This window comes from Pseudonocardia sp. TMWB2A, from assembly GCF_017312135.1.
This window is the reverse complement of the sequence record NZ_QKQY01000002.1, coordinates 2,241,125-2,259,766: the sequence shown is the minus strand read 5'-3', so window position 1 is coordinate 2,259,766 and position 18,642 is coordinate 2,241,125. Positions and strand designations below refer to the sequence as shown.

21 protein-coding genes are annotated in these 18,642 nt (G+C 74.6%); 11 read left to right on the top strand and 10 right to left on the bottom strand.

The window, feature by feature from the left end; all coding sequences use genetic code 11:
- Positions 1 to 191 precede the first annotated feature (191 nt).
- The 3 genes from DMP17_RS25400 (at position 192) to DMP17_RS25390 (ending at position 3,800) form a co-directional block, all read left to right on the top strand.
- Positions 192 to 1,493: an NAD(P)/FAD-dependent oxidoreductase gene (locus tag DMP17_RS25400; RefSeq protein ID WP_337830801.1), complete on the top strand. Its 1,302-nt coding sequence runs from the start codon at positions 192 to 194 to the stop codon at positions 1,491 to 1,493.
- A 53-nt stretch (positions 1,494 to 1,546) separates the two neighbouring features.
- A complete protein-coding gene (locus DMP17_RS25395; protein ID WP_337832729.1) occupies positions 1,547 to 2,449 on the top strand; it encodes an alpha/beta hydrolase in 903 nt (300 codons plus the stop codon).
- A gap of 199 nt (positions 2,450 to 2,648) precedes the next feature.
- On the top strand, positions 2,649 to 3,800 hold the full coding sequence (locus DMP17_RS25390) for a nucleotide disphospho-sugar-binding domain-containing protein (protein WP_337830800.1): 1,152 nt from the start codon (positions 2,649 to 2,651) through the stop codon (positions 3,798 to 3,800).
- A 96-nt stretch (positions 3,801 to 3,896) separates the two neighbouring features.
- Here the strand turns inward: DMP17_RS25390 and DMP17_RS25385 are convergent, their stop codons facing one another.
- Both DMP17_RS25385 and DMP17_RS25380 read right to left on the bottom strand, forming a co-directional pair.
- Positions 3,897 to 4,661, bottom strand: a complete 765-nt coding sequence (locus DMP17_RS25385; protein ID WP_337830799.1) for a DUF1345 domain-containing protein — start codon at positions 4,659 to 4,661, stop codon at positions 3,897 to 3,899.
- Entirely contained in the window at positions 4,642 to 6,186 is a 1,545-nt protein-coding gene (locus DMP17_RS25380) for an alpha/beta hydrolase (protein WP_337830798.1), read from the bottom strand. Before DMP17_RS25380 ends, DMP17_RS25385 begins: the two co-directional genes overlap by 20 nt.
- Before the next feature lie 84 nt (positions 6,187 to 6,270).
- Here DMP17_RS25380 and DMP17_RS25375 point away from each other — a divergent pair, with 84 nt between their 5' ends.
- The 3 genes from DMP17_RS25375 to DMP17_RS25365 all read left to right on the top strand — a co-directional run bounded on the left by DMP17_RS25375 (position 6,271) and on the right by DMP17_RS25365 (position 9,320).
- A complete protein-coding gene (locus DMP17_RS25375) occupies positions 6,271 to 7,098 on the top strand; it encodes a MerR family transcriptional regulator (RefSeq protein ID WP_337830797.1) in 828 nt (275 codons plus the stop codon).
- 215 nt (positions 7,099 to 7,313) lie between these two features.
- Positions 7,314 to 8,225 (top strand): patatin-like phospholipase family protein, encoded by a 912-nt coding sequence (locus tag DMP17_RS25370; protein WP_337830796.1) that lies wholly within the window; start codon positions 7,314 to 7,316, stop codon positions 8,223 to 8,225.
- Between the two features lie 87 nt (positions 8,226 to 8,312).
- Positions 8,313 to 9,320: an extracellular catalytic domain type 1 short-chain-length polyhydroxyalkanoate depolymerase gene (locus DMP17_RS25365; protein WP_337830795.1), complete on the top strand. Its 1,008-nt coding sequence runs from the start codon at positions 8,313 to 8,315 to the stop codon at positions 9,318 to 9,320.
- Between the two features lie 10 nt (positions 9,321 to 9,330).
- On the opposite strand, the gene DMP17_RS25360 is transcribed toward DMP17_RS25365, so the two are convergent.
- Both DMP17_RS25360 and DMP17_RS25355 read right to left on the bottom strand, forming a co-directional pair.
- Positions 9,331 to 10,200 carry a mycofactocin-coupled SDR family oxidoreductase gene (locus tag DMP17_RS25360; RefSeq protein ID WP_337830794.1) on the bottom strand — a complete coding sequence of 290 codons (870 nt, stop codon included), beginning with the start codon at positions 10,198 to 10,200 and terminating at the stop codon, positions 9,331 to 9,333.
- Positions 10,197 to 10,793 carry a hypothetical protein gene (locus DMP17_RS25355; protein WP_337830793.1) on the bottom strand — a complete coding sequence of 199 codons (597 nt, stop codon included), beginning with the start codon at positions 10,791 to 10,793 and terminating at the stop codon, positions 10,197 to 10,199. Before DMP17_RS25355 ends, DMP17_RS25360 begins: the two co-directional genes overlap by 4 nt.
- A 164-nt stretch (positions 10,794 to 10,957) precedes the next feature.
- On the opposite strand from DMP17_RS25355, the gene DMP17_RS25350 reads away from it, so the two are divergent.
- A complete protein-coding gene (locus tag DMP17_RS25350) occupies positions 10,958 to 11,875 on the top strand; it encodes a LysR family transcriptional regulator (protein WP_337830792.1) in 918 nt (305 codons plus the stop codon).
- A gap of 18 nt (positions 11,876 to 11,893) precedes the next feature.
- Here DMP17_RS25350 and DMP17_RS25345 read toward each other — a convergent pair whose 3' ends face one another.
- The 5 genes from DMP17_RS25345 to DMP17_RS25325 form a co-directional block, all read right to left on the bottom strand.
- Positions 11,894 to 12,679: a sulfite exporter TauE/SafE family protein gene (locus tag DMP17_RS25345; RefSeq protein WP_337830791.1), complete on the bottom strand. Its 786-nt coding sequence runs from the start codon at positions 12,677 to 12,679 to the stop codon at positions 11,894 to 11,896.
- Positions 12,676 to 13,308 (bottom strand): rhodanese-like domain-containing protein, encoded by a 633-nt coding sequence (locus DMP17_RS25340; RefSeq protein ID WP_337830790.1) that lies wholly within the window; start codon positions 13,306 to 13,308, stop codon positions 12,676 to 12,678. The genes DMP17_RS25345 and DMP17_RS25340 overlap by 4 nt, the downstream gene beginning before the upstream one ends.
- Positions 13,309 to 13,342: 34 nt before the next feature.
- The gene (locus tag DMP17_RS25335) at positions 13,343 to 14,740 is read right to left on the bottom strand and encodes an MBL fold metallo-hydrolase (RefSeq protein WP_337830789.1); all 1,398 of its coding nucleotides are present in this window, start codon (positions 14,738 to 14,740) and stop codon (positions 13,343 to 13,345) included.
- A gap of 79 nt (positions 14,741 to 14,819) precedes the next feature.
- The gene (locus DMP17_RS25330; protein ID WP_226354264.1) at positions 14,820 to 15,086 is read right to left on the bottom strand and encodes a metal-sensitive transcriptional regulator; all 267 of its coding nucleotides are present in this window, start codon (positions 15,084 to 15,086) and stop codon (positions 14,820 to 14,822) included.
- 104 nt (positions 15,087 to 15,190) lie between these two features.
- Complete coding sequence (locus DMP17_RS25325; RefSeq protein WP_337830788.1) at positions 15,191 to 15,829, bottom strand: TetR/AcrR family transcriptional regulator; 639 nt, start codon at positions 15,827 to 15,829, stop codon at positions 15,191 to 15,193.
- Between the two features lie 101 nt (positions 15,830 to 15,930).
- Here DMP17_RS25325 and DMP17_RS25320 point away from each other — a divergent pair, with 101 nt between their 5' ends.
- A complete protein-coding gene (locus tag DMP17_RS25320) occupies positions 15,931 to 16,512 on the top strand; it encodes a hypothetical protein (RefSeq protein ID WP_337830787.1) in 582 nt (193 codons plus the stop codon).
- A 107-nt stretch (positions 16,513 to 16,619) separates the two neighbouring features.
- Positions 16,620 to 17,075: a MarR family winged helix-turn-helix transcriptional regulator gene (locus tag DMP17_RS25315; RefSeq protein WP_226354261.1), complete on the top strand. Its 456-nt coding sequence runs from the start codon at positions 16,620 to 16,622 to the stop codon at positions 17,073 to 17,075.
- Between the two features lie 15 nt (positions 17,076 to 17,090).
- Here the strand turns inward: DMP17_RS25315 and DMP17_RS25310 are convergent, their stop codons facing one another.
- Entirely contained in the window at positions 17,091 to 17,783 is a 693-nt protein-coding gene (locus DMP17_RS25310; protein WP_337830786.1) for a DJ-1/PfpI family protein, read from the bottom strand.
- An 88-nt stretch (positions 17,784 to 17,871) separates the two neighbouring features.
- Here DMP17_RS25310 and DMP17_RS25305 point away from each other — a divergent pair, with 88 nt between their 5' ends.
- Together DMP17_RS25305 and DMP17_RS25300 are read left to right on the top strand one after the other, a co-directional pair.
- On the top strand, positions 17,872 to 18,366 hold the full coding sequence (locus DMP17_RS25305; RefSeq protein WP_337830785.1) for a hypothetical protein: 495 nt from the start codon (positions 17,872 to 17,874) through the stop codon (positions 18,364 to 18,366).
- Positions 18,367 to 18,369: 3 nt separating this feature from the next.
- Positions 18,370 to 18,633: a hypothetical protein gene (locus tag DMP17_RS25300; RefSeq protein ID WP_337830784.1), complete on the top strand. Its 264-nt coding sequence runs from the start codon at positions 18,370 to 18,372 to the stop codon at positions 18,631 to 18,633.
- Positions 18,634 to 18,642: the final 9 nt, after the last annotated feature.

The following is an 18,642-nucleotide window of genomic DNA, read 5'->3' as shown; positions in this document are numbered from 1 at the left end:
TCGCCTGCGGGACGGTCGGGTCATGCGCCGGCGTCGGCGCGCGCCCGCGACAGATGTCGCGCGCCGGCGGCCCGACGTTCGTCAGCTCGCCGATGTTCGTGGCCCGGTCGCGATGGAGACTGGAACGGGCATCCGGCCCGGAGCCGTCCGTGGGGGCGGCGGCACGGGTGCGACCAGGAGGAGGTGCGTCCGTGCGGTCGGAGGTCGTGGTCGTCGGCGCCGGCGTCGTCGGCTCGTCGATCGCCCTGGACCTGGCCCGTGGGGGGTACGGCGTCCTCGTCGTCGACAAGGCGGGCGGGGTGGGGCACGGATCGACCAGCGCCTCCAGCGCGGTGGTGCGGTTCAACTTCTCCACGTGGGCGGGGGTGGCCGGAGCGTGGGAGTCGAGGGCTGCGTGGGAGCGATGGGACGAGCACCTCGGCGGTGCGGACCCGGCGGGAACGGCGCGCTACGTCCGCACCGGCCTCGCGGCCCTCGACGTCGATGCCGCCCCACGGAGCACCTACCTCCCCTTCTTCGACGACGCCGGCATCCCCTACGAGGAGTGGGACGCCGACACCCTGGCCCGGCGGGTCCCCGGCATCGACAACGGTCGCTACTGGCCGCCCCGCAGGATCGACGACGAACGGTTCTGGGCCGACGCCCGCTCCCGGCTCGGTGCGGTCTTCACCCCCGATGCCGGCTACGTGTCCGATCCGCAGCTCGCTGCGCAGAACCTGGCCACCGCGGCCCGCCGGCACGGCGCCGAGTTCCTCCTACGACGCGCGGTGACCGGCATCGGGTGCCGGCACGGCCGGACGTCGGAGGTCCGGCTCGACGACGGCACCCGGGTCTCCTGCAGCATCGTGGTCAACGCCGCGGGCCCCTGGTCGGCGACGGTCAACGCGCTGGCCGGCGTCGGGTCCGACTTCACCGTCCGGACCCGGCCGCTGCGTCAGGAGGTCGCCCATGTCGCGGCGCCCCGCGGCTACAACGCGTCTGGGACCGCCGGTACCAGCCTCGCGGACCTGGACCTGGGGATCTACGTCCGCGGAGAGGTCGGTGACGGCATGCTGGTCGGGGGCACCGAACCGGAGTGCGACCCGTTCGACTGGGTCGACTCGCCCGACGACGTGGACCCGGCACCGACGGCCGCGGTGTTCCAGGCCCAGGTGACCCGCGCCGCCAGGCGGCTGCCGGACCTCGGGGTGCCGAACCGGGCCCGAGGCGTCGTCGGGGTGTACGACGTCGCCGACGACTGGACCCCGATCTACGACCGGACCGGGCTCCCCGGCTTCTACGTCGCGATCGGGACCAGCGGGAATCAGTTCAAGAACGCCCCGGTCGTCGGACGGTTCATGCGAACGATCATCGAGTGCGTCGAGAACGGCGTCGACCACGACACCACCCCCGCCCGGTTCACCGCACCCCTCACCGGGGCCACGATCGACCTGGGCGCCTTCTCCCGCCGACGGCCGGTCGGTCCGGGGGGACCGGGGACCGTCATGGGCTGACGGCCGCCACGCCGCAGGCATCGTCACCACGAGAGGACACGGGATTGAGCACCATGCTGCACGGCTGCCTCGGCGGCACGGAGTACTTCGAGATCACGGCGTCGTACGGACGCCGCTACGGCATCTGGGTGACCACGCCCCCGGGGTACACCGCCGCAGCGGACCCGCTGCCACTGGTCTACGTGCTGGACGGGAACTTCTCCGTCGGGCTCACGGCCCCCCTCATCGTCACCCAGGCGGACCCGTACCTGACGGTGGCCCCCTACGTCCAGGTCAGCGTCGGCTACGCGGGCGACGACGCCGGGAGCTGGGAGACCCTGCGCAACCGCGACCTCGTACCCCCGGGTGAGCCGGTCAGCCCGGTCATGGTGTCCACCCTGGAGGCCGCCCGTGACTCCGGCGCGATGTCCCAGGAGCAGGTGGACGTCTACCTCCGCGAGCTCGCCGACACCCGCGCGGACGACTTCCTCGACTTCCTGACCAACGAGCTCCACCCCCGTCTGCGGACACGGCTGGGTGTCGGCGACACCGGGCACGGGCTGTTCGGCTACTCCTACGGCGGGCTGTTCACCCTCTACGCCTGGCTGCGCGGCGCGGCGCCGTTCTCGACCTTCGGAGCGGGGAGCCCCGGCGTCATCGCAGCCGACAGCCGGATCTTCGACCTGCTCGACGCCGCTCCGGAGCCCCGCGCGGGCTCGTCCGCTGCGCGGCTGCACCTCACGGTGAACGAGGTCGAGCTGCTCGGCGACATCCCGGTCTACCGTGGACTCGGGCAGAACGTGCTCGTCGTCCTCGACCGTCTCCGGCGCACCGGGCGGGCGTCGGATGTGACCGCCGCGGTGCTGCGCGAGACGCATGTCACCGGGTTGCAGGCGTCGTTCCTCGACTACCTCACGACCTGCCGGGCGCGACCGGAGCGGACGACGGGAGCGGACTCGGTCCTCGGCCGGACCTGAGCTGGTCGGACGGCCGGAACGGCCCGGAGGCTCGGAGCCGCACCGCGCGGTCCGGGGTGGTCGCGGGGGGTGCTCCGGTGGGGCGTGACGAGCGCGGTGAGGTCGCCGTCGTCGGCGACCGGATCACGCTCCGGCCGGGAAGCTGCTACAACCGACGATGACGATCTTGTCGCCCGCCCCCGTGAAGGACCGGCCTCCCATGCGCATCCTGTTCACCGCGGTCGCCGCGCACGGGCACGTCCTGCCGCTGGCGCCGCTGATCGCCGCCGCGCTGGAGCAGGGGCACGCCGCGGCGTTGGTGACGAGCGCCGGGCTGAGCGATGTGGTCGCCCGTGAGCTCGCCGACGGTGTGGAGCACCTGCCGGCCGGTCCGATGCCCGTCGAGCTGGCCACGGAGGCGGCGCGCCGCTCGGGTGAGGACATCATGGCGCCGTCGGTCGACGGGATCGGCGAGACCTTCGGCGGGGTGCTGCTCGACCTGGCCGCCGACGACGCCCTCGCCGCCGCGCGGCGGTGGTCGCCGGATCTGGTGGTGTCCGAGTTGTACTGCACCGTCGGACCGCTGGTCGCGACCGCTCTGCAGCTCCCGCTGCACGAGGTCCGGATGACCGCCCCGCTGCCGGCGCCGCTCGCCGCTGCGATCGCCCGTGCCGCCGAGGGCCGCTACGCGCGGCGCGGCCTGCGACCGCGCGACCCGGACACGGTGCTCGACCTGTGGCCGGTGGAGCTACGCGACCCCGCCATCGCGACCCGCCCGGACCCGGGACACGTCCTGCCGGTCCGGGCCACTCCCCATCGGCGCCCCCGTCCGGAGCCGCGCTGGTCCCCGCCGCCGTCGTCCTCCGGGCGGCCGCGGGTGTTGGTCACGCTGGGCACCATCTTCTCCGGTGCCGACATGCTCACCGCCGTGGTCGACGCGGTGGCCGGGGCACCCGTCGACGTGGTGGCGACCCTCGGCCTGGCTCTGGGCGACGCCGCGGCGGTGGACCGGGACCGGACCGGTGCGGGAGGGGGCACGGTCACCGTCGTCGGGTTCGTGCCGATCGACGAACTCCTCGACGATGTCGACCTCGTCGTCGGTGTCGGCGGCGCCGGGACCGTCCTGGCCGCGCTCGGCCGCGCGATCCCGCTGGTCCTCTGGCCCCGGGGCGCCGACCACCCCACGATCGCGGCAGGCGTCGCCATGGCGGGAGCGGGGGTGGTGGTCGACGATCTCGCGGCGGTCGGGCCGGCCGTCGCACGGGTGCTCGACGATCCCGCGATCCGTGCCGGGGCCCGCTCGGTCGCCGAGTCGATCGCCCGTGCCCCCGGCCCCGCCGAGGCCGTCCGCGTGCTCACCGGACGCGGCTGACCGGCGAGGACGGTGCCCGGCGTCCACCGGCGGTCAGGGCGCCGATGTACACCGGCGTCGCACGGCGCGCCCGGGGACGACGACGCGTGCGTGCGATCACGTGGCGACTGTGACGAGCAGCGACACCAGCAGCGCGATGAGCACGGTGTTGAAGACGAAGGCGACGACGGCGTGCAGCGCCGCCGTCTGCCGCATGGCGCGCCCCGTCACGGCGACGTCCGCGCTGGTGTAGGCGGTGCCGACCTGGATCGCGAGGTAGAGGTGGTCGGTGAACCCAGGTGGCCCGTCACCGGTGCCCGCGAAGACCAGCCCGCCGACGCGGGCGTTCTCCCGGGCGTAGTGCACGGCGTAGACCGTCAGGATGAGCAGCCACGAGGTGCTCACCACCAGGACCGCCAGCCCGACGACGACGGGGTCCTCCCGCAGCTCCCGCAGCACCATCGCGCCGACCACGGCCCCGATCGCCACCGTGCAGAACGAGAGGGCGCCGAGCGGGCCACCGCTGCCCGCGAGCCACTCGACGCGTCGGCGGCGCAGTCGTCCCGAGCGGTTCTCGGTCAGCCACCCGGCCAGCGCGGCCCCGTCGGCCCGGCGCAGGACCGTGATGGTCAGGCCCGCGTAGAGCGCGGCCCAGACACTCCATGCTCCGAAGTAGACGGAGACGACGAAGCCCAGCGATCCGATGTCGTGGGGTGCGACGGTCTGGACGGCGGCGCCGTACGCGGCGGCGAGGACGACGGTGACCGCGGTCGTGAGGAGGTACCGGGTGCCGTCGGAGGCCAGGCGCGGCCGGCGGGGCGCTGCGGGGCCGCCCCTTCCCGGGCGGGGCCCGGAGAGCGGGTCAGAGGGAGCAGCGGGCATCGTCGGGCACCGTCAGGTCGATGAGGTAGTCGGCGACGACGTCGTCGACACAGGCGTTCCCGGCGACGAGCACCGCGCCGTGCCGCTCACCCTCGACGGTGAGCAGGCCGGATCCGAGGGTGTCGGCGAGGGCGACGCCGCCCTCGTGCGGCGATGCGGGGTCGCCGGTGACGGAGACGACGAGCGTCTGCGGCAGGCCGTCGACGTCGGTCGCGTAGGGCGACCCCAGCGTCGGGCCGGCGGGCCAGTGCTCGCAGCCGTCGCGGGCCCCGCTCCCGCGGCCGTCGTCGAGGAAGGGCGCGGCCCGCAGCATCTGCCGGCGCATCGCCGTCTCCTGGTCCGGGGTCAGCCGCTCGCGGTCGTTGCAGTGGGTCGCGAAGGCGCCCTCGATGAACGTGGGGTAGCTGCCGTCGCTCCGGCGTTCGTGGGCCCCGTCGCGGATCGCCAGCAGCAGGTCTCCCCGGCCCGCCGTGAGCTCGGTCAGTCCCTGGACGAGCGTCGGCCAGTTGTCCTGCGAGTAGAGGGCGAACAGCACGGCCTCGACCGCGCTCCGGTAGGTCAGCCCGCGGTCCCCGCCGGTGGGGACGGGGTCGTCGGCGAGCGGCCGGACGAGCTCCTGGAACCGGGCGGTGGCCTGTTGCGGGTCGTCCCCGAGCGGGCAGTTCCCGGCCGCGGCGCAGGCGGTCGCCATGGCGTCGAACGAACGCTGGAAGCCGGCGTACTGCTGGACCATCCTGTCCCGGATGCCCAAATTCGGGTCCATCCCGCCGTCGAGGACCATGCTCCGGACGTTGCGCGGGAACGTCTCGGCGTAGACCGCGCCCAGCCGGGTGCCGTAGCTGGCGCCCAGGAAGTTGAGCTGGTCGTCGCCGAGCGCGGCGCGCAGGACGTCCATGTCCCGGACCGTGTCGCGGCTGCCGAGGTGGCTGATGACCTCCGCCCCGCCGGAGCCCTCGGCGCAGCTCGCCGCGGCGTGCCGGGTGACGTCCTCGCTCCAGGACTCCCCGCCGAACAGGAAGGTGGCCATGAGCAGGTCGTCCCGACGCTCGTCGTCGGTGAAGCAGTCCACGGTCGGGGTGGACGCCCCGGTGCCGCGCATGTCGAAGCCGACCAGGTCGAACCGCTCGGTGATCCGGTCGGAGCCCGGGAAGCCCGCCAGCTGGGCGGCGTAGGACATCCCCGGCTTCGCCGGCCCACCGGGGTTGACGACCAGGGAGCCGATCCGGTCCCCGGTCGCCGGGACGCGCAGCACCCCGAGCTCGGCCGTCCGTCCGGCGGGGTCGTCGTAGTCCAGCGGGACCGTCAGCCGGGCGCACTCGAGGCCGTCCGCGCCGAGGACGGGGGCGTCGAGCTCGGTGGTGGCGTACCCGGCGCACGGGCCGAAGGCGAGCTCCTGGGTGTGGAAGGCGGCTAGCGGTGCGGGGTCCGACCCGCCGGCGGTGGCCGGCGCGGTGGCGCACCCGGCGAGGAGACCGAGCAGGACGGTGGAGGTGATCAGCGGGCGTAGGCGTGGGTGACGGGACACGGCGAGGACGACTCCGGATCGAGCAGGTGACGGGGCAGGGGCAGCGCACACCTGGCCGTCACGGCCACCTCAAGATGCAACGGTGTGGCGCCGGTCACCGGTTATGGTCGGTTCGTCCCCGTCCCCCGACGGCGCCGCGACCGCGCCCGGGCCGGGCGTCCGCGCACGCTGGTCGGAGGGAAGGACGGTGCCGTGGTGTGGAGCCCCCGCCGGCTGGCCGAGCTCGCCGGGACGAGTCGTCGCGCGGTGCGGCACTACCACGAGCTGGGGCTGCTCCCCGAGCCGGAACGGCGGTCGAACGGGTACCAGCAGTACGGGGTGGAGCACCTCGTCCGGCTGATCCGGATCCGTCGGCTCACCGAGCTGGGTCTGTCGTTGTCGCAGGTCGCCGCGGTCGGGGACGCCGACCGGCTGCCCACCGGGGTGCTACGCGAGGTCGAGGCCGGGATCGCCCGCGACATCGACCGTCTGCAGCGGACCCGCGCGGAGCTCGTGACGATGCTCGAGCAGGAGACGCCGCTCGACGTGCCCGTCCGGATCGCCAGCCGGATCGAGGGGCTGCCCACGGCCGAACGGGGCCTCGTCGTCGTCCTCAGCCGGCTGCTCGGTCCGCGGCCGCTCGAGGCCTACCTGGACCTGCTGCCCCCGTACCGGTCGCACGCGGCCGTCGTCGCCTTCGACAACCTCCCCGGCGACGCCGACGAGTCGAGCCGCGAGGTCGTGGCGACCGGCATCGCCGAACACCTCCGGCGCCTCTCGGCGGAACGCCTCACCCAGTTCCAGCTGATCGAGGCCGGTCTGCGGGGGGCCGGACCGGGGCGCCAGGACGTCCGGAGGGCCGTCGGAGACCTGTACAACCCCGCGCAGCTCGACGTCCTGACGAGGGCGCGGCGCCGCACCGCCGCCCGCTGACCGGACCGGCCGCACGCGGGGACACCGCGTCATCGACCTCCGGCCCTCGTCGTGATCTCCGACGTGCACCGTGTCCCGCCCGACGCGGTGGGGCATCCTGCACCGGACGGCGGCCGAGCACCGACGGCGATCGTCACCCGGAGAGTCGGCGGAGGGGGAGCGGCATCCGTACCTCTCAGCGGCTGCCCGAGGACGGCGAGGTCCTGCGGGCGCTGGTGCGTCGCCGCGACACCGGTCGCCGCGACGACGGCCACCGGGTCGCACTGGTCATCGCGAGCGGCGGCATGCGCGGTGCCTACGCGGGCGGGATGGCCCACGCGATCGACGACGCGGGGCTGGCCGGCGGGTTCGACGCCGTCTACGGCAGCTCGGCGGGTGCCTACATCGGCGTCGCACTGATCCACGCGGGTGGTGCGAACGCGGCACGCATCTTCTTCGAGGACATGGCCTGCCGGGACTTCATCGACCCGCGACGGCTCTGCGGCCGCGGGTCGATGGTGTCGCTGGACCACCTGGTGGACCGGATCCTGGTGGACTCGAAACCCATGCCGTGGGACCGGATCCGTGACTCGACCGTCGCGTTGAACGTGGTCGCGACGGCCGTGGACGACCTGAGCGGGCACGTCCTCGAGCCGCGCACGATCTCCGACTGGAAGCTCGCCATGCGCGCGACGTCGTCGATCCCGCTGCTTGCGGGCGGGCCGGTGCGGCTGCACGACCGCTCGTGGATCGACGGGGCCGTGTCCGAGCCTCTGCCGCTGCTCCGGGCGCTGCGGGACGGCAGCACGCACGTACTGGCGCTGATCAATCTCTCGGTCCCGGAGCTCCGTCGCATCCCGGCCGACCCGCCCTCCCCGCTCTGGGTCCGGGGACTGAACCGCCTGGTCCCGGGGCTCGGCGACATCGCGCAGAGCGAGAGCGGGCTGGGGCCGGTCCGGGCCGTCCTCGAACAGGCCGACCACCCGCACCGACGGCACGCCCACCTGCTGACGGTCGGTCCCGAGGCCGACGCGGGGGTCGGTCCGCTGACGATCGACCCCGTGAAGGTGCGGACCGCCACCGAGATCGGCTACGCGGCGTTCACCGCGGCCCTGGACCGCACCGTGGGGAGGGCGCAGCCGATCTGAGCCGACGGTGCCGACGTGGGTTGACCCGGCCGCGACGGCACGGGCTGCACTGTCGTCGTCCACCGGGAACGAGGAGCTGAGGCCGGAATGCGCGACCGTCGACCCACCCGCCGTCCCGCGGCCCTGCTCGCGGGGGTGACCGCGCTGGCGCTGCTCGCCCTCCTGGTCCCCGCCGCGATCGCCGAGGCGCGGGAACCGGCGGGCGGCCAGGACCGGCACGGCAGCTACGTCGGCTCGCAGGGCCGGCTCGACTACCAGGTCCACCTGCCGCCCTCGTGGCGTGCGGACCGGGCGACGCCGGTCGTCGTGGCCGTGCACGGCTGCGGCATGACCGGGTCCGGGCTGAACTCGATGCGGGCCATGACCGGTTTCGACGACCTCGCCGACCGGGAGGGCTTCATCGTCGTCTACCCGACCCAGTCGATCCTGCGCAACGCGATGATGTGCTGGAACTCGTTGTCACCGGAGCACCAGCAGCGGGGCCGGGGTGAGCCGGAGCTGCTGGCGGGCGCGATCAGGCAGGTCGTCGAGGTCTACGGGGCGGACCCGGCCCGCGTGCACGTCGCCGGGGCGTCCTCCGGTGCGGGCTCGGCGGTGATCCTCGGGGTCACCTACCCCGACCTGGTCGCGACCGTCACCTCGGTCGCGGGTGGGGAGTACCGGTTCCACCGGTTCGAGGAGGACCCGACCCTGACGCCGGTCGACACGGCCCGTCTCGCGCAGGCCGAGATGGGCCCGCGTGCCCGGCAGGTCCCGCTGCTGGTCGTGCAGGGCGGCCGGGACGAGGTCGTCCGCCCGTTCATGGCCGACCGTCTGGTGCGGCAGTGGCTGGCGCTCGGTGCGCTCGTCGCCACCGGGCGGCCCGACGCCGACACCGCACCCGGTGTCGTCACACGCGTCGAGCCGCCCGACGGCCACCCCTGGACCCGCACCGTCCACCGCGCCCCCGGCCGGGCGGACGTCGACCACCACCTGGTCGAGGGCATGGGGCACGCCTGGTCCGGGCCCCGCTCCGACGGCCTGTTCGCCGACCGGGCCGGGCCCGACCTGTCGGCGGCGGTGTGGGAGTTCGCGTCGGCGAGGCCGATGGGCTGACGGCCGGCCGTCAGACCGCGTCGTGCGGGACCTTGAACGGCGCGGTGATCCCACCGTCGACGGGGAGCGCCACCCCGGTCACGTACCGGGCCTCCTCCGAGGCGAGCCACACGACGGCGTTGCTGATGTCCACCGGGTCCACCCAGGAGATCGGCAGTGCGTGCATCGCCTTCATCGCCGCGGCGGCCATCGCCGGGTCGGTACCGGGCGCGCCCCCGGTGAACAGGCCGTGGATCGCCGGGTTCTGGATCATGTCGGTGTCGACGTGGGTGGGGTGCACGGTGTTGACCCGGATGCTGTGCGGCGCGAGCTCGACCGCGAGCACCTTCATCAGGCCCACCAGGCCGTGCTTGGCCGCGCAGTAGTGGGCGAGGTTCGGGAACCCCATCAGCCCCGCGACGGAGCTGGTGAGCACGATCGCACCGCCGCGGCCGCCGTCGACGATCGCGGGCGCGGCGGCGCGGACGGTCTTCCACACCCCGGTCAGGTTGATGTCGATCATCTCCTGCCAGACGTCCTCCTCCATCTCCAGCGCGGGGCCGAAGCCGGCGATGCCCGCGTTGGCCAGGACGATGTCGAGGCGGCCGAGCTCGGCGACGGTGTCGGCCACCGCGGACCGCAGCGCCGGGAGGTCGCGGACGTCGGCCCGGACCGCCAGGACGCGCCGGTCCAGGTCCTCGACGAGCTTCACCGTCTGTTCGAGGTCGGCGGGTCCGGCGGTCGGGTAGGGCGCCGACGCGACCGGGGCGCAGTGGTCGACGAGGACGATGTCCGCGCCCTCCTCGGCGAGCCGGACGGCGTGCGACCGTCCCTGCCCGCGCGCTCCGCCGGTGATCAGCGCGACCTTCCCGGCCAGACGGCCGCCGGATGCGGCGCTCACGGCAGGACCCGGTCGATCTCGGGCGCGAGCAGCTCGGCGGCGCGGGCGGCGGTGATGACGTCGGCCGGGTCCGGCTCGATGATCTCGCGGGACGCCCCGTCCTCGTAGACGTGCTCGCCGATGAGCCGGCCGCGCTCGTCGTAGGGCCAGACGAACGCGAGGGTGCGGCGCAGCAGGTACATCTCGCCCGGGTCGCCGGCCCGGATGTCGGAGAAGGCGCTCTCGCCGAGCATCGGCGCGGGGACGAACGCGTTGAAGACGACCTCGCCGGAGAAGCCGTGGTCGTTGACCGCGATGTCCTGGTCGGCCACCCACATGACGAGCGCGTTCGCGGCCACCAGCGACTCGTAGAACCCGAGGACCTGCTCCATGCCGTCGAGGACGATCGACTGGCCGCCCTCGTGCAGCCGGTACTGCGGGTGCTCGACGGTCATGTCCGGGGCGAGGAGCTCGTGGTAGCGCCCGGCGACCTCCAGCAGCCCGTGCCGCCGGTAGTTCTTGAGGATCGCGCGGTGGCGCGGGTTGTCGATGCTCTCGAGCTGCTTCTCCAGCCCGGCGAACATCGTCACGAACTCCTGTTCGTAGCGGCTCATGGGTACTCCTCCGTCGGTGGTGGGACGCGACGGAGCCTCGCCGGGGGCGGCCGGGTGCGTCCATGACATGTCCCGGCGCGACCGTGAACCATCCGGTTATCACTGCAGCTCAGTGGTCCTCGTCGACGGTGTCGTGGGACACTGCGTCACGGAGGGGAGTCGATGTGGACCTCAACCTGCACCTCGTGCGCTACCTCGTGGCCGTCGTCGACGAGGGGCACCTCGGGCGGGCGGCGGCCCGGCTGTACGTCAGCGGGCCCGCGCTGAGCAAGCAGATCCGGACGCTGGAGCACAAGCTCGGCGCCGAGCTGCTCGACCGCAGCGCGCACCCCCTGGTCCCCACCGAGGCGGGCCGCCGGTTCCTCGCCGAGGCCCGCGTGGCACTCGACGCCGCGGACCGGGCCGTCGCCGCGGTCGAGGCACACCGTCGCGCCGCCGCCGGCGTCGTCCGCCTCGGGTTCATGACCGCGGCGACCGGTACCCACACCCGGCGCATCATCGAGCTGGTGCAGCGCGACGTCCCCACCGCGTCGGTCCAGCTCGTGCAGCTGCCGTGGCCCGACCAGGCCGCCGCCGTCCGCGCCGGGACCGTCGACGCCTCGCTCGTCCGGCCGCCCGTCGCCGACACCGACGGGCTCCGGCTCGACGTGGTCCGGCTCGAACCCCGCGTCGTCGCGCTCCCGCGCGGCCACCGGCTGGCGGCCCGCGCCGTCGTCGAGCTGGCCGACCTCGACGGCGAACCCCACGCGAACGACGACCGGACCGACGAGCAGTGGGTGCGCTGGTGGGCCTGCGACCCGCGGCCCAGCGGCGTGCCCGTCACCTACGGGCCCACCGTGCACACCATGGACGAGCTGCTGGAGGTCGTCGCCGCCGGTGCGGCCGTCGCGATCACCGGGAGCTCCGTGGTCGACAGCGTCCGGCACCCGGAGGTCGTCTTCGTCCCAATCGCCGACGTCGAGCCCTGCCCGATCTCGCTCTGCACCCGCAGCGCGGACCGGTCGCCGCTGGTCGAGGCGCTCCGCCGGGCGGTGCACGCGGTCCGGACGGCGATCGACGCCGAGGCGCTCGTCGACGGCTGACCGGCGGCCGGGGCCTCCTCAGGCGAGGAGCGCGAGCGTGCTGCGCACCCCCACCCCGGCGGCCACGAGCAGCACGAGGACGGCGAACCCGCGACCGAGCAGGGCGGCCGGCAGCCGGCGGGCCAGCCGTCCCGCGGGCAGCGACACGGCGACGGCGGCGACCGCGAACGGGCCGATCGCCGTCCACGGCAGGTGCAGCCCGCCGGCCGCCAGGTACGGGACCAGGGCCGCCGCCGAGTCGACCACGATGATCACCAGCGAGGTGGCGACGGCCGTCGTCGTGCGCAGCCCGAGGGCCACGACCAGCGCCGGCACGAGCAGGAACCCGCCGCCGACGCCGAGCAGCCCGGTCAGCAGCCCCACGGCCAGGCCGGTGAGGATCGCGCGGGGGAGGCAGCGTCGCCAGGCGACGCCGCCGTCCGGGAGCTCGCAGACCCCGCCCGTCCCGGTGCCGCGCCGCAGCATGTGGACACCCGCGGCGACCATGACGGCGGCGAACACGAGCATCAGCCACCGGTCGTCGAGGTGGTGGTGGAGGACCCCGCCGAGCAGCGAGGCCGGGACCCCCGCGGCGCCGACGACGACGGCGAGCCGCCAGTCGACGTCGGTGCGGGCCCGGGGGAGGGCGGCCACGAGCGAGGCCAGGCCGACCACGACGAGCGAGCCGGGCACCGCGTCGGACAGGGGCAGCCCGAGGCCGTAGACCAGGGCGGGGACGGCGAGGATCCCGCCGCCCCCGCCGACGAGCCCGAGCAGCGACCCGATGACGACGCCGAACGCGGCCGCGAGCGCGACCGTGGTCATGACGGGCGTGTGCCGGGTCGGCGTTCCAGCGCGGCCAGGGTCTCGGCCACGGTGGGGTCGGCCGCCGCCCGGTCGAACGGGAGCCGGGCCAGGACCGCGCCCATGGTGCAGGTGTCGGTGAGCGCCGAGAGCACGAGACCCGTGCCGACGGCGCCGGACAGCAGCCGCCCGGCGGGGGCGAGGTACCGCCCGGCGAGCAACCCGGTGAGCACGAGGGTCCCCGCGCCGAGACGGACCTGCCGTTCGAGCGCCCAGGCGTGCCGGCCCCGGACGACGTCGCCGCCCGCCTCGGCGTAGGCGGGGACGCCGCCGTCGAGGACGTGGGCGTGGTCCAGGCCCGCGCCGGTCAGGTGCCGGCGGGCCTGCTCGGCGCGGACCCCGGACCGGCAGACGAGCACGACGGGCGCGCTGCCGGTGTCGAGCAGGCGGGCCAGCTCGGCGGTGTGCTCGGCCAGGGTTCGGACGGGGACGTGGTACGAGCCGCGGATGTGCTGCGCCTGGTACTCCGCGGCGCTGCGGACGTCGACCACCATCGGGGTGCCGGTACCGGCCGGGGCCTGCTCGACCCAGCTCCGCAGGGTCGCGGGGCTCACGGCGGACGCGTCGGTGGACGCGGTGGGGGCGTTCATGGGGTGGGTGTCTCCGGGGGTCGGGTCGGGCGGGTCAGTGCGCGGCCGTGGCGCGGACGGTGTCGGCGAGCCGCAGGCCCGCACCGGCGGCGCGGGTCCAGTCGTCGTCGACGAGGACCAGGTCGCGGCCGGGGCGGGTGGGGTCGGCGGCGAGGAGCGAGACCGCGACCGAGGCGCGGTAGCCGGAGCCGCAGTGGACCCACACCTGGCGGTCGGTGGGGACCTCGTGGCGTCGTGCGGGGAGCTGGTGCAGCGGGACGTGGGCGGACCCGGCGAGGTGGCCGGCGCGCCGTTCGGCCTCGGTGCGGGTGTCGAGGACGAACACCTCGTCCTGGCCGCGGGCGGCGAGCCCGGCGAAGTCCGAGACCGGGTAGGACGCGAGCCCGCCGTCGCCGGCCAGCTCGGTGATCTCCCCGGTGGCCGCACCGGAGGGCCGGTCGATGCCGATCCGGACGAGCTCCCGCTGGGCCCGCGCGACCTGCTCCGGGTCGTCGCCGACCAGGGTGAGCGCGGCGCCGTACGGGAACAGCCAGCCCAGGTACGTGGCGAAGGGCCGGGCCAGCTCGAACGACAGGCTGCGCGGCAGGTGCCCGGCGGCGAACGCGGTCCGCGAGCGCAGGTCGACGACCCACTGACCGGCCGCGATGCGCCGGCGCAGCTCGGCCGGGTCGACCGGCTCCGGCGCGGAGAGGTCGACCGGGGCCGGACCGGCGGCGTTGGCCGGACCCATGTGGACGTAGTACGCCGGGTAGGCGCCCAGGCCGGCGATCAGGGTGTCGACGAAGTCCTGCTCGTCCTGGGTCATCGCCGGGTTGACCCGCGCCTGCTCGGCGACGGTCGAGGCGTCGCCGGAGGTCGGGGTGGCCGAGCAGAAGCTGCCGAAGCCGTGGGTCGGCAGGACGGCGGCGTCGGCGGGCAGCTCGGCGACCAGGCGCCGGACCGAGTGGTACTGCGCGTGGGTCAGCTCGACCGTGTCCTCGGCGGAGATCAGGTCGGTCCGGCCGGCGGACCCGTGGAGCATCGAGCCGCCGGTGAACACCGCGACCGTGGCGCCGGTGGAGTCGGCCAGCGCGTAGGACAGGTGGTGGTGGGTGTGGCCGGGGGTGGCGATCGGCCGCAGCAGCATGGCGCCGACCGCGAACTCGTCGCCCTCCGACGCCGGGGTGCGGTCGAAGGCGACCCGGTCGCGCGCGTCGACCAGGTAGACGGCGCCGGTCCGCCGGGCCAGCTCCAGGCCGCCGCTGACGTAGTCGTTGTGGATGTGGGTCTCGGCGACGCAGGCGATCGTGACGCCGAGCTCGGCGGCGAGGTCCAGGACGCGGTCGATGTCGCGCTGCGGGTCGACCACCAGTGCGGTCGTGCCGTCGGTCGCGAGGTAGCTGCGGTCCCCGAGACCGGGGGTCCCGAGGGTGCGGATGTCGATGTCGGTCATCGTGGGTTCCCTACCCGGTAGGGTATGTCCTACCGAGTCGTCGGTACTGCGGGGACGGGGTCGTGCGGGCTCGGCCGGGTCAGGCGAGCGACAGGAACAGGCGCTCCATCTCGGCCATGTCGACCGACTGCTCGCCCTCGGCGCTCTCGGTCACGCACTGCCGGAGCCCGGTGGCGATGATCTTGAAGCCGGCCTTGTCGAGGGCGCGGGACGCCGCCGCCAGCTGGGTCACGACGTCCTTGCAGTCGCGGCCGTCCTCGATCATGCGGATGACACCGGCGATCTGGCCTTCCACGCGACGCAGGCGGCTGACCACGTCGGTGAGTTCTGCGGTCTTGACCTGCATGGGGGCTCCCTCGTCTCGTGTCGGCCCGCGGTCGGCGCGGTCCCTGTGTGAACGAAGGTACCCCCAGGGGTACCCCCGGCGGGTGTCGCGTGCGGCACAGGTCCTCAGTGCAGCAGCGTGAGCAGGCCGTCGAGTCCGCGGTGGAACGCGTCGCCGACGTGGGCCGCCCCGTCGATGTCGGCGCCGGACATCGCCCCGTCGCGCATCATCAGGAAGTGCTGGGCCGCGTGGTCCGGCCGCCCGCGTCGCGGCGAGGAGCCGAAGACCTGCGCGAACAGGTCGGTGAGGGTGGCGACGTACCAGGCGCGGTGCTCGGCGACGACCCGGCGGACGGGGTCCTCGGGATCGGGGAACTCGGCGGCGGCCTTCAGGAACGCGCATCCCCGGAACTCCGGCCGGGACAGGTCGTCGACCAGGGCGGTGCCGATCGCGCGGACGGCGCCGTCCGCGGTGGCCGCGGACCCGACGGCCTCCTGCAGGGCGGCGCGGGTGTGGGCGTCGACGCCGCGCAGGTAGGCGACGACGAGCGCCTCCTTCGACGGGAAGTGCCGGTAGAACGTGGCGCGCGTCGTCGGGGTCTCGGCGACGATCCGCTCGACCCCGACCGCCCGGATGCCCTCGCGGTAGAACAGCCCGCCGGCCGTCGCGAGCAGGCGCTCACGCGCCTCGGAGCGCCCCGGTCCGGTCGACGCCGGGGCGGTGCCGGTGCTGTCCGCGGGGGTGTCGGACGTCGTGCGGATCACCTGCGCAGGCTAGCAGAAAGAACGATCGGTCTTGCGGACGGCGACGCCCGCTGCCATGCTCGCCCCAGCAAGGAAGAACGGTCTTTCTACCTGGAGGCGTCATGGCGAGCACCCACACCACCGACCGGACGGCGAACGGCCCGTCCTCCGCGCAGGGCGACGCGCCCGCCCTGCGGCGGCTCTACCTGGTGCGTTCCGGGTTCGCGCTGGTCTGGGCGGTCCTGCTGTTCCTGAACGCGTCGGACATCGGCCCGATGACGGCGGCGCTGCTCGTGCTCTACCCGCTGTTCGACGTGGCCGCCGCGGTGGTCGACGCCCGCTCGTCGCGGGCGACCGGGGTGGCCCCCGGGCTGTACGTCAACGTCGTCCTGAGTGCGCTCGCCGCGGCCGGGCTCGCCGTCGCCCTCACCTCGGGCGTGCCGGCGGTGCTGCGGGTGTGGGGCGCCTGGGCGGTCGTCGCGGGGATCGTGCAGCTCGTCGTCGCGCTGCGGCGCCGACGGCTGTGCGGGCAGGGCGCGATGATCGCCAGCGGGTCCCTGTCGGTGGTCGCGGGCACTTCGTTCGTCGTCATGGCCTCGGGTGCGGGGGCATCCCTGTCCGGTGTCGCCGGCTACGCCCTGCTCGGCGGCGTCTTCTTCCTCGTCTCGGCACTGCGGCTCGGCCGCGTGCTGGGGAGCCGCTGACCGGGTCCCCGGCGACCACGACGCCGAGCGGGCCGGAGCCGACGAGGAGAACGGCCGGTGCGTGCCCGTGCGAGACTGGCGGGCCCCACCGTTCCTGCGGAGATGAGTTGTCGGACGACACCGGCGGACCGCCCCCCGAGCCCCGGACGGCCTTCCTGGTCATGGCCCTCGGTCGTCGGCTCCGGGAGACCGCCGAGACGAGGCTGCGCGCACGCGACCTGTCGATGCGCCACCTCGCCGCGCTGGGGCACCTGGCCCGCGACCCGGGGTGCTCCTACAGCGAGCTCGCCCGCCGCGCCGGCGTCACCGCGCAGAGCATGCAGGCCACGTTGGTGCAGCTCGAGGAGCTGCGGGCGGTGGAGCGGCGCACCCCCGCCGGGCGCGGGCGGCGGGCCCGGCTGCACGTCACCGCCGTCGGGGCGGAGCTGAACGACTGGGGCCGTGCGGTCCTCGACGCGCTCGACGACGAGGTGTTCGGTCACGTTCCGGGGGAGCTGCGTCGCGGTGTCGCGGAGGTCCTCCTGGAGGCGTTCACCGGAGAGGCTCCCGGCGGCGGGTCGTAGCGGTGGAACGCCCGGTCACCGCGCCCGCGCGGCCGTCGTCCGTTCGATCTCGGCGTTCGCCGCCGCGACCATCGCCCGCACCTGCGCGACGGCCGCGGGTGTCGACCGTTCGGGCGTCCCGGCGTCGAAGGGGGGCTGCGGGTCGTACTCCAGGGCGAGCTGGACGGTGCGGGCCCGCTCCTCGCCGAGCATCCCGGCGAGGACGGTGAGGCCGAAGTCGATGCCCGCCGTGACCCCGCCGCCGGTGATGCGGTTGCCGTCGACCACGGTGCGCGCCACGATGTTCTCGGCGCCGAACGTCTCCAGCAGGTGGCGGGTCGTCCAGTGCGTCGTGGCCCGGCGGCCCCGCAGCAGGCCCGCCGCGCCGAGGACGAGCGACCCGGTGCAGACCGAGGTCACCCAGCCGGCGCGGGCGCCGACGTCGGCGACCCAGTCCAGCAGCTCGGGGTCGGCGATCACGTCCTTCGTCCCGAAGCCGCCCGGGACCATCAGCAGGTCGACCTCGCGCGGGCAGTCGCGCAGCGTCGTGGTCGGCAGGATCGCCATGCCCGAGTCCGAGACGACCGGATCGGTGTCCTTCCAGGCCAGGTGCACGTCCATGTCCGTCGCGAGCACGGCGTGCGGCCCGACGAGGTCGAGGTGGGTCAGGCCGGGGAAGAGCAGCATCGCCGCGACCGGGCGGCGGGGCGGGTCCTGGGGCTGTGACACGGGTACCTCCTCCGAAGTTTCAGTCGGACTGTAACATCGTGTTTCAGTCGGACTGCACGTCGAACGTGGGACCCGGGAGGGGCATGCGATGGGAAAGGTGCTGCTGAGCCTGCACGTGGTGGCGGCGATCGTCCTGATCGGACCGGTGACGGTCGCGGTCAGCCTCTTCCCCCGGTACGCGGGCCTCGCCCTGGGCGTCGGCGGCGACGGGCCGCGCCCCGTCGGCGCACAGGGTGTGCCGGTGCTGCTGCACCGGATCAGCCGCGTCTACGCGGTCGCCGGTCTGAGCGTCCCGGTCCTCGGTATCGCGCTGGCGGTGCAGATGGGTGTGCTGACCGACCCGTGGCTGGTGATCTCGCTGGTCCTGACCGTCGCCGCCGCCCTGGTGCTGGCCCTGGTCGTGCTGCCCGAGCAGCAGCGCGCGATGGACCTGATCGCCGACCCGGACGCGGCCCCGACCGACCGGGCGACGTGGGCGCGGCGCGCCGGGAAGCTCAGTGCGGCGTCGGGGATCTTCGGTCTGCTGTGGGTGGTCGTCGTGGTGCTGATGATCGTCCGCCCCGGCTCCACGACGGGGGTCTGACCGGTGTCCGGCCCCGCGGAACGCCGCTGGCTCGCCCTGGCGTCGGTGGTCGAGACGGCGTCGCTGGCCGTCCTGCTGCTGAACCTGGCCACCGTGCACCTGCCCGGGGTCGCGTCGGTCCTCGGGCCGGTGCACGGGCTGGCCTACCTGGTCACGATCGCCGTCGCCTGTCTGATGCCGACGACCGGGACGACCCGGCTGCTCTCGGTCGTCCCGGCCGTCGGCGGGCTGCTGGTCCTGCGCCGGACGCGGACGCCCGCCGCCTGACCGGCGGGA

Coding starts and splice junctions, on each gene's coding strand:
- DMP17_RS25395 (WP_337832729.1), top strand. CDS start 1,547: ATGCTGCACGGCTGCCTCGGCGGCACGGAGTACTTCGAGATCACGGCG.
- DMP17_RS25365 (WP_337830795.1), top strand. CDS start 8,313: ATGCGCGACCGTCGACCCACCCGCCGTCCCGCGGCCCTGCTCGCGGGG.
- DMP17_RS25335 (WP_337830789.1), bottom strand. CDS start 14,740: ATGACCGACATCGACATCCGCACCCTCGGGACCCCCGGTCTCGGGGAC.
- DMP17_RS25340 (WP_337830790.1), bottom strand. CDS start 13,308: ATGAACGCCCCCACCGCGTCCACCGACGCGTCCGCCGTGAGCCCCGCG.
- DMP17_RS25355 (WP_337830793.1), bottom strand. CDS start 10,793: ATGAGCCGCTACGAACAGGAGTTCGTGACGATGTTCGCCGGGCTGGAG.
- DMP17_RS25345 (WP_337830791.1), bottom strand. CDS start 12,679: ATGACCACGGTCGCGCTCGCGGCCGCGTTCGGCGTCGTCATCGGGTCG.
- DMP17_RS25330 (WP_226354264.1), bottom strand. CDS start 15,086: ATGCAGGTCAAGACCGCAGAACTCACCGACGTGGTCAGCCGCCTGCGT.
- DMP17_RS25385 (WP_337830799.1), bottom strand. CDS start 4,661: ATGCCCGCTGCTCCCTCTGACCCGCTCTCCGGGCCCCGCCCGGGAAGG.
- DMP17_RS25320 (WP_337830787.1), top strand. CDS start 15,931: ATGGCGAGCACCCACACCACCGACCGGACGGCGAACGGCCCGTCCTCC.
- DMP17_RS25390 (WP_337830800.1), top strand. CDS start 2,649: ATGCGCATCCTGTTCACCGCGGTCGCCGCGCACGGGCACGTCCTGCCG.
- DMP17_RS25305 (WP_337830785.1), top strand. CDS start 17,872: ATGGGAAAGGTGCTGCTGAGCCTGCACGTGGTGGCGGCGATCGTCCTG.